Annotated in this window: 11 protein-coding genes; 4 read left to right on the forward strand and 7 right to left on the reverse strand. The window is 68.5% G+C overall.

Annotated features, from left to right (window positions below; genetic code table 11):
• Positions 1 to 34 precede the first annotated feature (34 nt).
• The 3 genes from D9R14_RS01120 to D9R14_RS01130 form a co-directional block, all read right to left on the reverse strand.
• A complete protein-coding gene (locus tag D9R14_RS01120) occupies positions 35 to 1069 on the reverse strand; it encodes an ABC transporter substrate-binding protein (protein WP_121621447.1) in 1035 nt (344 codons plus the stop codon).
• A gap of 103 nt (positions 1070 to 1172) precedes the next feature.
• Complete coding sequence (locus D9R14_RS01125; protein WP_170168435.1) at positions 1173 to 1946, reverse strand: ABC transporter permease; 774 nt, start codon at positions 1944 to 1946, stop codon at positions 1173 to 1175.
• Complete coding sequence (locus tag D9R14_RS01130; RefSeq protein ID WP_210210791.1) at positions 1946 to 2710, reverse strand: ABC transporter ATP-binding protein; 765 nt, start codon at positions 2708 to 2710, stop codon at positions 1946 to 1948. The genes D9R14_RS01125 and D9R14_RS01130 overlap by 1 nt, the downstream gene beginning before the upstream one ends.
• Before the next feature lie 352 nt (positions 2711 to 3062).
• Between D9R14_RS01130 and D9R14_RS01135 the strand changes: the two genes are divergently transcribed.
• The 3 genes from D9R14_RS01135 to D9R14_RS01145 all read left to right on the forward strand — a co-directional run bounded on the left by D9R14_RS01135 (position 3063) and on the right by D9R14_RS01145 (position 7247).
• A complete protein-coding gene (locus tag D9R14_RS01135) occupies positions 3063 to 4658 on the forward strand; it encodes a UbiD family decarboxylase (RefSeq protein WP_121621450.1) in 1596 nt (531 codons plus the stop codon).
• Positions 4659 to 4827: 169 nt separating this feature from the next.
• A complete protein-coding gene (locus tag D9R14_RS01140; RefSeq protein ID WP_170168436.1) occupies positions 4828 to 6414 on the forward strand; it encodes a class I adenylate-forming enzyme family protein in 1587 nt (528 codons plus the stop codon).
• Positions 6415 to 6593: 179 nt separating this feature from the next.
• Positions 6594 to 7247, forward strand: a complete 654-nt coding sequence (locus tag D9R14_RS01145; RefSeq protein ID WP_121621452.1) for a flavin reductase family protein — start codon at positions 6594 to 6596, stop codon at positions 7245 to 7247.
• Here D9R14_RS01145 and D9R14_RS01150 read toward each other — a convergent pair.
• Genes D9R14_RS01150 through D9R14_RS01160 form a run of 3 tightly spaced genes read right to left on the reverse strand, consistent with a single transcriptional unit; the run spans position 7222 to position 10637 of the window.
• Positions 7222 to 8361 carry an alginate O-acetyltransferase AlgX-related protein gene (locus D9R14_RS01150; RefSeq protein ID WP_121621453.1) on the reverse strand — a complete coding sequence of 380 codons (1140 nt, stop codon included), beginning with the start codon at positions 8359 to 8361 and terminating at the stop codon, positions 7222 to 7224. The two genes, D9R14_RS01145 and D9R14_RS01150, sit on opposite strands and share 26 nt — an antisense overlap.
• A 50-nt stretch (positions 8362 to 8411) precedes the next feature.
• Positions 8412 to 9830, reverse strand: coding sequence for an MBOAT family O-acyltransferase (locus tag D9R14_RS01155; protein ID WP_121621454.1), 1419 nt, complete (start codon positions 9828 to 9830; stop codon positions 8412 to 8414).
• 24 nt (positions 9831 to 9854) lie between these two features.
• Positions 9855 to 10637 carry an NAD kinase gene (locus D9R14_RS01160; RefSeq protein ID WP_121621455.1) on the reverse strand — a complete coding sequence of 261 codons (783 nt, stop codon included), beginning with the start codon at positions 10635 to 10637 and terminating at the stop codon, positions 9855 to 9857.
• 278 nt (positions 10638 to 10915) lie between these two features.
• Between D9R14_RS01160 and D9R14_RS01165 the strand changes: the two genes are divergently transcribed.
• Complete coding sequence (locus D9R14_RS01165; RefSeq protein WP_170168437.1) at positions 10916 to 13162, forward strand: FUSC family protein; 2247 nt, start codon at positions 10916 to 10918, stop codon at positions 13160 to 13162.
• Positions 13163 to 13199: 37 nt separating this feature from the next.
• Here the strand turns inward: D9R14_RS01165 and D9R14_RS01170 are convergent, their stop codons facing one another.
• On the reverse strand, positions 13200 to 14135 hold the full coding sequence (locus D9R14_RS01170) for a helix-turn-helix domain-containing protein (protein ID WP_170168438.1): 936 nt from the start codon (positions 14133 to 14135) through the stop codon (positions 13200 to 13202).
• Positions 14136 to 14510 lie beyond the last annotated feature (375 nt).

The raw sequence follows: 14510 nt of genomic DNA on the forward strand, positions 1-14510 counted from the left end.
TCCTACCGGGGCCCGGCCGATCGTCAGCCGCGGCTCACTTGACCGGACCGTAGGCCTTCCACAGCGGCTCGAAGGAGGCGTCGACCACGTCCTTGTAGGCCGGCGCCGGCTCCTTGATGAGGCCGTTCGGCACCAGGAGGTCCATGGTCTTGCCGATCATCGCCTCGTTCATGTAGGGCACGTAGGTCTTGGCCTGGGTCTCCACCGAGATGCGCATGGCCTTGGGCTGGCTGTCGCCATACTCCTTCAGCGCGATCTGCGTCACCTCTTCGACGTTCTTCGGGTCGGCGATGAACTTCTGCGCCTTGACGATGGCCCGCACCACCTTCTCGGCGACCGGGCGGTTCTTGGCGAGATAGTCGCGCGTGGTCTGCAGCACCACATAGCCCATGTCCTGGAACAGGACCGGGCCCTGGCCCACGGTGGTGTTGAGCACATAGACCCATTCGCCGAGCCCCTCGACCGCGATCGGCCCCCACGGCTCGGTGACCATGGCGGCGTCGATCTCGCCCGCCTTGCCGGCGGCGAGCTGGCGGTCGGCACCGCGGATCGGAACCAGCGTCGCGTCCTTCTCCGGGTCGATGCCGGCCGTCTTCAGAATGTAGCGCGTGGACACGTCGGTGAAGCCGCCGCGCGACAGGGTGCCGATCTTGAGCCCCTTGAGGTCCTCCACCTTCGGCGCGCGGCCGAGCTTGTCGGCGATCTCCTTGCGCAGGATGATCGCGCCGGCATAGTTCGACTGGATGTTCATGATCGTGACGATCGGCTGGTTCGCCTTCGCCGTCTTCACGTTGTTCTCCAGCGCCCCGTTGAGGAACTGGAGCGAGCCGCCCATCAGCGCGGCGGTGGCCGGCGGGCCGCCGGAGAAATATTCGAGCGTGACGTCGAGGCCCTCTTCCTTGAAGAAGCCCTTGTCGCGCGCGACCACCAGCGGCAGGCCGAAGATCGACTTCACCGACACGCCGATATTGAGCTTGGTGTCCTGGGCGGCGGCCGGCGCGGCGATCGCGAGGCCGAGCGCGGCGATGGCGATGGCGGCGAACCTGCGCCTTGTGTGTTCCCCATTCATGGCGTTCTCCCTCAACAGGTTGGTCTTGTTTTCCGTCCGGCTCTGCGGCGCCGGGGAACCGTGTGCCCCGGCCAGCCCGCGGAGGACCGGCCGGGGGCGGGGCTCAGCTCAGGGCCTCGTCGCGCCACCGCAGAAGGCGGTTCGAGGTGGCGACGAAGGCACGGTCGATGCTGAAGGCGAGCACCATCAGCACGATGAGCGGCATGATCATGCCGGTGGTGTCGAAGGCGCCGGCGGCGCTATCGATCATGTAGCCGATGCCGGCGCGGGCGGAGATGAACTCGCCGACGATGGCGCCGATGATGGCGAAGGAGATGGACACCCGCAGCGCCGAGAAGATCCACGGCACGCAATTGGGCAGCAGCACCTTGTAGAACACCTGGTAGCGCTTGGCGTGGATCACCCGCATCATGTTGATGAGCTGCGGGTCCGCCGCCTTGATGCCCTCGTAGGTGTTGAGCATGATCGGCACCACCACCAGCGAGAAGGCGAGCAGGAACTTCGACGCGAAGCCGATGCCGACGAACATCACGATCAGCGGCGCCAGCGCCACGCGCGGCAGGCTGTTCATGGCGATCACGAAGGGTTCCAGTGCCGCCCCGAGCACCCGGCTGACGCCGAGGACGAGGCCGAGCATCACGCCCACCACCGCGCCGGCGGCAAGGCCCGCGAGCGCCTCCTGCATGGTGATGTAGGTGTGGTAGGTGATCTCGTTCTCCTTCAGGGATTCCCAGAAGGCGACCGCGATCAGCGACGGGCTGGAGGTCCAGAACACCGGGATGAGGCCGAAGCGGGCCGAAAGCTCCCAGCCGCCGACGATGACGACCAGCAGCACCACCTTCAGAATGGTGACCTGACGCGCGCTGTCCTGATCCATCATGCCCTCCCCTGCATCGCCTTGAGCGCCTCGCCGCGCAGGTCTTCCCAGATCGCGTCGTGCAGCTCGGTGAAGCGCGGCATGTGGCGCACCTGGTCGAGGGTGCGCGGACGCGGGATGCCCACCTCGTATTCGGCGAGGATGCGGCCCGGACGCGAACTCATCACCAGGACGCGGTCGGCGAGCGCCACCGCCTCGGCGAGGTCGTGGGTGATGAAGAGCACGCTCTTCCGGTTCTCCTCCCAGTATTTCAGGAACATCTCCTGGATCAGCAGCTTGGTCTGGGCGTCGAGCGCCCCGAACGGCTCGTCCATGAGGATGAGGCGCGGATCGTCCACCAGGGTGCGCGCGAGCGAGACGCGCTGGCGCATGCCGCCGGAAATCTCGCGCGGGAAGTGGTCCTCGAAGCCGTCGAGGCCCATCACGGTGAGCATCTCGCGGGCGCGCTGCTCGCGCTCCGCCTTGGCGATGCCCTTCACCTCCAGGCTGATGACGGTGTTCTGGAGCACGTTGCGCCACGGCAGCAGCGCGTGCTGCTGGAACACGTAGCCGAGGGGCGCCTCGGTGCCGCCGGGAGGCGCGCCGAACACTTCCACGGCGCCGCTCTGCACCGGCGTGAGGCCGGCGATGAAGTTCAGGAGCGTGCTCTTGCCGCAGCCGGACGGCCCGACGACGGAGACGAACTCCGCCTCCTTCAGCGTGAGGTCCACATGGTCGAGGATCTGCAACTGGCGCTTCTGCCGGTCCATGAGACGGTAGCTCAATCCGGCAATCCGCACCGCATCCCTGCGATCCGGACCACCCGACCCCGCAACCACCTGAAGCCCAGATCGAGCCGCTCCCATGCGCATCTTCCCATTCGTAAGCTTTATTTATCGCATACCTATACCTAAATCTGAGGCGAGGTCCAGCCAGGGGCCGAATATGGTTCATGCCGTTTATGAGGGGGAGTGAGCGGTTTCCTATATTATAATACCGTTAATGCACAATATCTCATTGGCCTATGAAGAAATTTCAATCCCGTCGCGCCGCCGACGGCGTTCACTAGAACCGTAGAGCTGAGTTACGAATACGCGTAAATACGCGCTTAAATACCAAATCATCCAGGAGCCGCCCATGACCCTCGCCCACAAGCCCACGGCCGACCTCGCCAGCATCCAGAACCACCCCAACCGGCACCTCTTGGACCTGCGCGGCACGCTTGCCTGGCTGGAGCAGCAGGGCGACCTCGTGGTGACCGACAAGGAGGTCAATCCGGACCTGGAACTGACCGGCCTCCAGAAGCTGATGGACGGCGCCTGCCCGGTGCTCTTCAACAATGTGAAGGGCAAGCCCAACCATCGCCTGCTCACCAACCTGTTCGGCGACATCAACGCCGTGAACAAGATGTTCGGCTGGGCGTCCGACAAGGAGCGCACCCAGAAGCTCGCTTATGCCCTCTCCCATCCGCTGCCGCCGGTGGAGATCTCCCAGGCGGATGCGCCCTGCCAGGAAGTGGTGATCGAGAACCCGGACGACGTGAACCCCTTCCTGGTCGCCATCCGCCACACCGAGCTTGAAAGCGAGATGACCATCGGCTCCGGCATCCGCTGCGTCTCGGGCGCGGCGTTCGGCGGCGGCACGGACCTCGGCTACAACCGCATGAATTTTCGTTGGGGCAATGTCGGCACGTTCCAGATCTCGCCCGGCTCCCACATGTGGCAGGTGGTGAGCGAGGCTTACCGCAAGAATGAGCGCGTGCCGCTGACCTTCTGCTTCGGCGTGCCCGCCGCCTGCACCCTGCTCGCCGGCGCCGCGTTCGACTATGTGATCCTGCCCTATGGCTGCGACGAGATCGGGGTCGCCGGCGCGGCGCAGGGCTTCCCGGTGCGCCTCGTGAAGGCCCGCACGGTGGACGCCTATGCGCTCGCCGACGCCGAGATCGTCATCGAGGGCTATATCGACCCGCGCGACAAGCGCTTCGAGACCGCCGAGGCCGAGGCCGACCAGACCCAGGGCCGCCACCATTTCCACCCGGAATGGGCCGGCTACATGGGCAAGGCCTACCGCGCGCCCACCTTCCACGTCACCGGCATCACCACCCGCAAGCAGGAATCGAAGCCGATCGTGTTCGCGCTCGGCGCCCATACGCTGGACGAGCACAACATCGACACCTCGATCCGCGAAGCGGCCATGTTCGAGCTGTGCAACCGCATGCAGCCCGGCATCGTGCAGGACGTGAACATCCCCTACTGCATGACCGACTGGGGCGGCGTCATCATCCAGGTGAAGAAGCGCAACCGCATCGAGGAAGGCTGGCAGCGCAACTTCCTCTCGGCGCTGCTCTCCACGTCCCAGGGCATGCGGGTGGCCATCGCGGTCAGCGAGGACACCAACATCTACTCCATGGACGAGATCATGTGGTGCATCACCACCCGCGTGAACCCGCGCACGGACATCCTCAATCCCACCCCGGGCGGGCGCGGCCAGACCTTCATGCCGGCCGAGCGCATGACCGCCGGCGACAAGGAATGGACCGCCACCAACACCTCCTACGAGGGCGGCATGGGCATCGATGCCACCGTGCCCTACGGCTACGAGGAGGACTTCCTGCGGCCGCAATACCCGGTCTCGAAGGTCAAGCTGGAGGACTTCCTCTCGCGCGACCAGATCACCAAGGTGCAGGCGCGCATGAGCGGCTGGACCGAGCTGCTCGCCAAGACCGGCCACTGAGGCGTTCATCGGCGCCGGCCAGCATGGCCGGCGCCCGGCATCGGCGACCGGCGCGGCTCAGCCGCGCCGGTCGCCGCGGAAGGCGGGCGGAGCGGCGGACTGGGCCGCACCGTCCGCCTTCCCAAACCATTTGCGAATGCAGCGACATTTGCGGGCGCGGGAGGCCCCCATGGACGACATCTTCAGCGGCCATCAGCTGGACATTCCCTTTGCGTCCGTACCGGAACTCCTGGCGCGCTATCGCGACCGCGACCCGGGCCGGCTCGCCCTCGTCGACCTCGACCAGGGCAGCGAGATCACCTTCGGCGCACTGGCGGACGTGGTCGACCGCATCGCCGCCCGGCTGCTGGCGCTCGGCGTCGGCAAGGGCGACAAGGTGCTGCTGCTCTCCGACGAGTGCATCGAGAAGCTGCTGCTCTGGCTCGGCGCGTGGCGCATCGGCGCCGTCGTGTGCCCGCTCAACATCGAGCTCAACAACGCCTACATCGCCGACTTCGCGGACGTTCTGAAGCCGAAGGTCGTGCTCTACGAGAACGGCCTCGACTACGGCGCCATCACCGGAGCCGGCCCCACCGTCCGCTTCGGCGCCTGGCGGCAGGACGGCGCGGCTGACCCGGCCGACGACTTCTTCTCGACGCTTCCCGCCGCCGTGGCGCCTGCGGATCTGCCTGCGCCGTACGGTCCGCTGGACATGGCCGCGGTGTTCTGCACCTCGGGCACCACGGACCGGCCCAAGGCGGTGGTCTACGACCATGCCGCCTACTGGCTCAGCGGCCTCTCCACCCTCGACATGCTCGGCCTCACCGAGGATGACAAGGCGCTGGAATATCGTTCGTTCGGCTGGAACTCGGCGCAGGTTCTCTCGCTGATGCCGTTCCTCCAGAAGGGCACCACGCTCCACATCGCCAAGCGGTTCTCGCACTCGCGCTTCTTCGAGTGGATCCAGAAATACGGCATCACCTTCGCGGCAGGCGTTCCGACCGTGCTGAACATGCTGCTCAACAAGCCGCTCGGCTATACCGCGGACGACCTGCCGACCCTGCGCCTGATGTCCTGCTCCTCCGCGCCGCTCAGCGCCGAGCAGTGGGTGAAGTTCGAGACGATGTACGGCATCACCCTGCTCCAGCTCTACGGCATGTCGGAGGCCGGCTGGATCTGCGGCAACCGCCACTACAAGGCCAAGCTCGGCACGGTGGGCCTGCCGGCCAAGCACCAGGAATTCGCCATCGTCGACGGCGAGGGCAACGAATGCCCGCCCGGCGTCGAGGGCTCCGTGACCATCGGCGGGCCGCAGACCGCGCTTGGAACCCTGCGCGACGACGGCACCATCGAGCCGGTGCGCGGCCTCCGCATCAAGACCGGCGACCTTGCGGTGCGCGACGCGGACGGCTTCATCACCGTCACCGGGCGCACCAAGGACCTGATCATCCGCGGCGGCATGAACATCGCGCCCGCCGAGATCGACGGCGTCATCCTGGCGAGCGACATGGTCCTCGAAGGCTCCGCCATCGGCGTGCCCGACCCGATCTATGGCGAGGAGGTGGTGTGCGTGGTGGTTCCGAAGAGCCCCGACATCACCGGCGAGCAGATCGCCGCCTATCTGCGCGCGCGCCTTCCGGCGCCGAAAGTGCCGAAGAAGATCTACTTCGCCGAGAGCCTGCCCAAGAGCGACCGCGGCAAGGTGCTGCGCGACAAGCTCCGCGAGACCCTGCCGGAGCTGACCGAGGCGGCGGTTGTGAACCTCAAGGCGTCCTGAAAGGCGGCGCCCTGAGACGCGGTGCCCCGCCCCGCTCGCATGAGCGGGGCTGCGGTCATGCGAAGTCGCGGCATGACCGCGCCGCAGACATTGCCTAAGATCAGGCCGATCCGCCCCCTGGGCGCGCCCTGGCCGCCGCGCGGTCGGGTGCGCCGACTAATTCCCGCGCAGAGGCCCCCATGTTCTACGAGCCCGCCAAGAACGACCACGGCCTGCCCCACTCCCCGCTCAAGGCGATCATCGCGCCGCGGCCCATCGGCTGGATCTCCAGCCTGTCCGCCGACGGCATCGCGAACCTTGCGCCCTATTCCTTCTTCAACATGATCGGCGACGACCCGGCGCTGGTGATGTTCTCCTCCACCTCGCGCAAGGATTCGGTGGCGAACATCGAGGCCACCGGCGAGTTCGTGTGCTCGCTCGCCATCGCCGACCTGATCGACGAGGTGAACGTCTCATCGGCAGCCGTGCCGCCGGACGTGAGCGAGTTCGACCTGACCGGCCTCGCCAAGGCGCCCTCGCGCCTCGTCAAGCCGCCGCGCGTCGCCGCCGCCCCGGCCGCGCTCGAATGCGTCCATGTGGAGACCATCCAGCTCAAGGGCCGCGACGGGCGCAAGGCGGACCAGTACATGGTGATCGGCGAGGTGGTCGGCGTGTTCATCGACGACGCCGCCATCGTCGACGGCCGGTTCGACGCCGCGCGCGTCCACTCGCTCGCCCGCTGCGGCTATCTGGACTATTCCGCCATCGAGCACCTGATGGAGCGCGCGCGCCCCGGCCGCGCCAGCCTGCCCGGCATGGTGGAGGCGCTCAGGGCGAAACACGCGGCGGAGTAGCCGCGGCGGGCGGCGGATTGCGCTCCGGCGCGCCCCGGCAGGGCATGAACCGCTCGCTCGGCGCGAAGATCAGGATGTCCGGCTTGAACCGGTCCACCGCATTCAGGTCGAAGCGGCAGTTGCGGTGGTGCATCCAGGCGAAGGCCGAGGTGCGCTGGGCCAGATATCCGCTCCAGAAATGCTGGGTGTAGCTGTCGCCGATCAGCATGACGCGCGGCCCGGGCCGGCCGGTCTCCTGGGCGTGCGGCGGAAAGGGATCCTTCGGATCGGCCGCCGGCATGACGCCCTCGATGGGTGTCAGGTTCTGCCGGCCATCATAGGGCGCCTTGAGCGGGTACACGACGTCCGGAAAGTCCGGCTTGGTCGAGCCCATGATGCGCAGCAGGTCGCCCCTCATATTGGGCCGCGGGGGGCCGATGGCATCCGCGGGATCGACCGCCAGGTCCAGCCGCCCGACCGCTGCCATGACCGCATTGTAGGCGAGCAGCGAGCCGCGGTGGTTCCAATGGCTGTCGAGGAGGAACTGGACCGGCCCTCCTGCCTTTCCCGCCTGGATCACCGGCCGCACGTCGACGAAGGCGAGGCCGCGCGCCTTCATCTCGTCCCGCAGCAGGTCGTACTCCGTCGGAGAGGTCCGGCGGTTGCGCGCATATTCGGGCAGCAGCTCGTAGTTGACGGTGGCGCCGTTGGGCGGCACGAACATGACGAACGTCCCGCCGAGCCGGCGCATCTCCGCATCCAGCATCGTGGCCACGTCCGCCAGCTCGCGCACCATGGCCGGCCGCACCAGCTGGCCCACCGACTGTTCCAGCGCCTGCTGGTCCTTGATGAAGAGCTGCCCCTTCTCGCCGACGAGCACGCGCCGGCTGCCGGTGGTGCCGAGCCATTTCTCATAGGTGCCGTGCGCCACCAGAACCGCGCCGCGGAAGCCGAACACGTTGTTGATCCAGGGGTCGAGACGCTCGGCCGCCCGCTCCCACCAGTGCGCCTCCGGCTCGATCACGGTGCGGGCCGGCGCCGGAAGATCGGGCAGCACGAGGCCGAAGGTCGGCAGCGTCAGCACCGCAAAGAACACGAAGGCCCAGTAGCGGCGGAAGGCCATCAGAAGCGGCATGGCTCAAGCCTCCTGGCGCGGCACGGGGAATGGGTAGCGTCAAGCATGGGTCAGAAGCGGAAATAGAGGAAGGGACTGTAGGCCGCGGCGCCGACCGAGATGGCGCACAGCACGAACAGCAGCGCCACCACGATCGAATCCACCATGCCGTAGATGCGCAGGCGCAGCCGCTCCGGAAGCTTGCGCCCGCCCGGCCGGGGCAACCCGAACATGGAGAGCGGCCAGCCGATGAGCATCACCACCACGGTGCTGATCTGGATGGTGGAGATCACGCTCGCCGAGAGCGAGCCCAGCCCGTTCAGCCCGATGAGGCCCTGGAACATCTCCAGCGCGCGCGGGATGCTGTCGGAGCGGAACCACACATAGGAGGTGCACACCACCAGCAGCACGTAGGCATGGGCGACGACGCGCGGCGCGGCGGCGAGCCAGGTGCCGAAGCGGGTGCGCTCCAGCACCAGGAAGGTGCCGTGGTGCAGGCCCCAGACCACGAAGGTCCATTGCGCGCCATGCCACAGGCCGCAGAGGAAGAAGACCGTCCACAGATTGAGCAGGGTGCGCGCCTCGCCGAGGCGATTGCCGCCCAGCGGAATGTAGAGATAGTCGCGGAACCAGCTGGACAGGCTCATGTGCCATCGCCGCCACAGGTCGGCGATGGAGATCGACCCATAGGGCAGGTTGAAGTTGCGCGGGAACTTCAACCCCATCGCGAGGGCGAGGCCGATGGCCATGTTGGAATAGCCGCCGAAGTCGAAATAGATCTGCAGCGCATAGGCCTGCATGCCGAGCCAGGCCTCGGCGAGATTGGGCGGGTTGGGCGAATCGAACACCGCGTTCGCCAGCGGCGCCAGTTCGTCGGCGATCAGCACCTTCCAGCTGAGGCCGATGACGAAGATGCGCAGGCCCGCCGACACCCGCCCGAGCGTGGTCCGCCGGTCGCGGATGCGCCGGTTGATCGTCGAGTAGCGCACGATCGGGCCGGCCACCAGCTGCGGGAACATGGTGATGTAGAGCGCCAGTTCCTCGAACCGGCTGTTCGCGCTGGCGCGGCGCCGATAGACGTCCACGAGATATGAGATGGCGTGGAAGGAAAAGAAGGAGATGCCGAGCGGCAGGGGCAGGTACACCACGGGCAAGGCGAGCCCGGCGGGAGCGAGAATGTGATTCAGGTTCTCCGCGAGAAAGCCGGAATACTTGAATATAATCAGGCCGGACAGGTTCAGCGTCACGCCCACAGCCAGCATGCGCAGGCGCCAGCGCTCCGATCGCGGATCGATCACCAGGGCCATGACATAGTTCATGACGATGTAGACCGCGAGCACGATGACGTTCGCCAGCCCGCCCCAGGCATAGAAGACCAGCGAAAAGGCGAGCAGCACGAAGTTCCGCACCCGCGTGCCGCGTGCAATGAAATAGCACAGCAGAAACAGAGGCAGGAAATAATAGAAGAAGGAGACGGAAGAGAAGACCATGTCAGATCGCGACTGAGGTTGGCGCTAATAGACGAACTGTTCGCGCAGAATGCGTTCCTCAAGCCCATGATCGGGATCGAACAGCATGTCCACGGAAGAGTTGCGGTCCAGGCGCGCGGAAACGGCGATGATGTCGCGCACCTCCTGGTGATCCGCCACCGCGCTCACCTGACGCTTCTCAGCCTCCAGCACGGCGATGTCGATGCGGGCGTGATCGGGCACCAGGGCGCCGCGCCAGCGGCGGGGCCGGAACGGCGAGATGGGCGTGAGCGCCAGCAGCGGCGTGCCGAGCGGCAGGATCGGGCCGTGCGCCGAGAGATTGTAGGCCGTGGAGCCCGCCGGGGTGGCGACGATGATGCCGTCGCAGATCAGTTCTTCGAGCCGCACCCGCCCGTCGATGGAGATGCGCAGCTTCGCCGCCTGGAAGGTCTGGCGCAGCAGCGAGACCTCGTTGAAGGCCGGCGCGCGGTGCCGCCCCCCGGAGGCGTCCACCGCCTCCATGATGAGGGGATGGATGCGCACCCGCTGGGCGCTGGCGAGGCGCTCGGTCAGGCCGTCCTCGCGATAGGTGTTCAACAGGAAGCCGACGGTGCCCCGGTTCATGCCGTAGATCGGGATGTCTCGGTCACGGAAGCGGTGCAGGGTCTGGAGCATGAGGCCGTCGCCGCCGAGCGCGACGATCACGTCCGCATCGTCCTCGGCTGCGGCACCATATTGCTCCGACAGCCTCAGCCGCGCGGTCTCCGCCTCCGGCGTCGCGCTCGCCACGAAGGCGATATTCTCGAACGGGCGGGACGTCTCAAGCATGAACCATCCGATGGGGGGTCTAACCGCCTGGCGCGGCACCGGATGCGCGGACCGGCGGCCCCTTCTAGAGCCAATTGCCGTCCGCAACAAGCGAGCGCCGGGCGCGCCCACGGCCTGCCGCACAGGCAGCACGGCACCTTGCGCGCCCGTGTCCGGCAGCCGGCCCCGGGAGCCGGGGCGCGTTCGCGCCGGGTCAGCCTGAGGGCATGGGCGCCCTCTGGACACCTCGCGCGAACCGTGACTTGGTGCGGCGTCACGCCGGAGCCCGAGCGCGCACCATGAGCGAAACCCCCGCCACCGCCCTCGGCACCAGCGAAGGTTCGACCGGAGGCCCCTATGCCGGCCGGGTGGTGCGGTGGCTCGCGATCCACGATCCGGGAGGCATCGATACAACCCGCGCGCTGCAGCTTGCTGTCGCGTTCGTGATCGTCATCACGCTGGGGTATTCCACCTCCCGCGCCTTCGGCCTCGGGCTCGATGTTCCGTTTCCGCTGATGGCGGGCGCCGGGGCGCTGGTGCTCGTGACCTTCACCCCGGCGGCCAGCCGGCGCACCGAGGCGCGCACCATGGGGCGCATCTTCGCGCTCGCCATGGCCTTCCTGCTGGTGCTGATCGCGGTCGGCCCCGGCGAGGGGCACGGCAACGAGATGGTGCAGAAGCTGCTGCTGGTGCCGCTCTCCTTTCTCGCTCTGGTGCTGCGCCGGTCCGGCATGGACGGCCAGCGGCTCGGCCTCTCGCTGATCGTGGTCGCGACCGTGGGCACCATCCTCGCGCCGACGCGGGCGCAGGCGGTCTATTTCCTGGTCGCCTTCTGTCAGGGGGCGGCGGTCATGGTCGCCCTGCGGCTGTCCCCCTGGCGGCCCTCGGCGGTCCAGGCGTTCGTGAACTCGGCCCACGACGTCGAGGAGATGCTTGCGGCCTATCTGCGCGATATGTCCGAGGCCGTGCGCGCCGGCCGGCCGTTCCCGGCCGATCTCGGCCCCGAGGTGGGCGCGGCGCGGGCGCGGGTGTGGAACGCGCTCGCCAACGCCTCCGCCGAGGACCCCGGCGCACGCATGGATTTCGAGCACCTGCGGGCGAAGATCTATCGTCTGCGCGTCGCGGTGCTTCTGCTGGCGAGCTGCATTCCTGCCACCGGCCGCGGCGGGCCGGACTGGCGCGCGCCGTTCGCCAATGCCGCGGACCACATCGCCCGCCGCCTGGAGGTGCTCGACCGCGTCGACGACAAGGCGGAAGAGCGCTTCGAGCGCGCCATCGAGACCCTGAGGGCGGCGGCCTTCGACACGTCGCTCGATCCGGCGGCGCGCTTCGCGCTCCTGCGCGCAGTGACGGCCTTCGAGCGCCTGTCCCTGGTGGTCACGGGCATCGCCGCGCAGGAGATCGCGCCCTTCCCGCCGCCCCATGCGGAGGAGGACCAGCCGCCGGCGCCCGCGCCGGTGCCGCTGCTGATCCGCGGGCCGGATGGACGGCGCACCTTCTCGGCGCCGCTCAAGGTGGCCTGTCAGGGGCTCGTCGCCACCGCCATCACCACCTCGCTCGACCTCGCCTTCCACCTGGAGCATGCCTACTGGGCCACCATGACGGTGATGTTCGTGCTCGGGAACAGCGTCGGCGAGACCTTCATGCGGGTGCGCTACCGCACCGTGGGCACGCTGATCGGCGTCGCGCTCGGCATGGGCATCTTCCTGGTGCTCGATGCCCACCTCTGGCTGCTCGCCGCCTTGTGCGTGTTCGCCCAGATGATCGGCATCGTCACGCAGAAGGACCGCTACGACGTCGCCTCGGCCGCCACGGGCTTCTCGGTCATCCTCGGCCTGCACCTGATCGCCGGCCTCGGCCCGGAAGGCATGCTCGCCCGCATCTACGAGACCGTGATCGGCGCCGGCATCGCCCTCGTCGTCTCCTATGCGGTGCTGCCGGTCTATCTCACCGACCAGTTCCGGCCCGAGGTGCGCGCGCTTCTGAAGCGCTGCCGCGACAGCTTCGCCAGCTGGTGGCCGCGCACGCAGGGCGAGCGCATCAGCATGGCGCCACTGGCGCGCGAGGTGCGTCAGCTGGATCTGCGCGTGCCGCAGCTCGGCGCCGAGCAGGTGTTCGGCCATTCCGCCGGCGACGTGGTCAACATCGCCTCGACGCTCGACGTGCTGATGACCTATCTCGCGCTGCTGGAAGACGTGACGCAGCGCCTCGCCCTCGCCGCGCCGCAGGACGAGGTGGTCGCGCTCGCCGAGACGGCCCGCTCGCGCACCCTTAACGCATTCGCCCAGGCGCTGGGCGAGGCCAGCGCCGACCAGGGCGCGGCCGCCGCTCCGGCGGTGGAGGCGGCCGTGCCCATGGTGCTCGCGCTGGCCGACGATCCGCAGGTGGAGCAGGCGCTGCCGCTGGTGGCCGATTATCTCGCCTACTCGGAAGCGGTGCAGCGCCCGCTCGCTGAATTGCGCATCATGCTCAGCGACCAGGCGCCCTGGAATCGCGCGGCGGCGCTCGCCGCCGGCCGGGCCGCGCCGCAGGCGGCAAGTCCGTAGGATCGCGCCGCCGCGCCAGCCCCACGGGCCCGGCGCGCTAGTGCTGCGCGCCCGAACCCGCGCCCGCGGCGGCGTCCTCTTGCGCGCGCATGGCGAAGGCGTGCCGCGCCGTGCAGTCCAGGAGGGCGAAGGAGGCGGCGAGGAAGTCGGCGACGCCTGCGCGCCCGGCGGCCGAAAGGCCGTAGCCCTGGTGCTCGCCGTCCCGCCCGGAGGCGCGCACCACGAGGCCCGCCTCCATGGCGTCCCGCAGCACCTGGAGCACATGGGTGCGCGAGAGATGGAAGCGCCGCGCCAGATCCGCAACGGTCGGCGGCGGCGCGTCGACCTCCCGCGACACGAGGAGCGCGAACAGCAGGATGATCCCGCCGTCGCGGTCGGCGAAGGGGATCAGGCGGGGCGCGCCGTCGAGCACGCGGAAGCCGTGCCGGAAGCTCTCGCCGATCGCGGTCACCAAAGCGCGGCAGAACAGCGGGTCGTCGAGCACCGCCAGCACCCGCGCGGCCACGCCGCCCAGCGGCTCCATGGCGGCGAAATGCAGCCGCCACCGGGTGCGGAACGAGGCCCACATGCGCTCGGTCGGGGCCAGCGGGCGCTCGCGCCGGTCGCCCTTGCCCTCCGCCGGGGCGAGGTAGCCGCTCCAGCGCATGAGCGCGAGCAGCGCCTTGGCCCGCCCGTGGCTGCACAGGCCGGTCTCCTGGCACAAGGCGGTCATGCGGGCGGCGGTGATGCCCGCGCCTCCGGGCTGCGCGTCCAGATAGAAGGCGAGGAACGAGAACATCATCCGCCCGCGGTCGTTCAGCACGCGGTTGAGCAGCGGATGGTTGTCGTAGGTCTCCACGGTCCCGCGCGCCGAGGCGAGCAGCGCCGCCCCGAAGCCGGGGGAAGCCTTGAGGGCCGCCTGCGCCTCCGGCCCCGCGCCAGCGGCGAGCCAGTCCGGCCAGGAATCGGCAACGTCGATTGAAGGGGCGAGCATGGCCCCGCTCGGCTGGGGCATACCGCTCGGTCCGTTCGTGTCGTGCCATTCTAGTGCGGGCAGCCGGGGATTTGAACCAACCTCCCCGATATGCCCGCCCGGCGGAGCGGCCGCATGCCGTACCGCGCTCCCGCACGTCGCTCCTCCCCGGCGCGATCTTGAGCGGGATCGGCCCGCGCCGACCTGTCGTGACGGCAGATGCGGCTCATCTTCGCCATTGGTCGCGCCGCGTTTGCGGTTCTAATGGCGCTCCGAGGCACGCTCGTCCGATTCGACCGGCGAAGGCATGCGAGTGTCCGCCCGCACGTCCGCGTCCCCGTCCCCGCGACGGTCGATCCGGGCCTCGGGCTTCGGGCGCCTCCGGGCGCCAACAAG

The organism is Xanthobacter tagetidis (assembly GCF_003667445.1).
Taxonomy (GTDB): Bacteria; Pseudomonadota; Alphaproteobacteria; order Rhizobiales; family Xanthobacteraceae; genus Xanthobacter; species Xanthobacter tagetidis.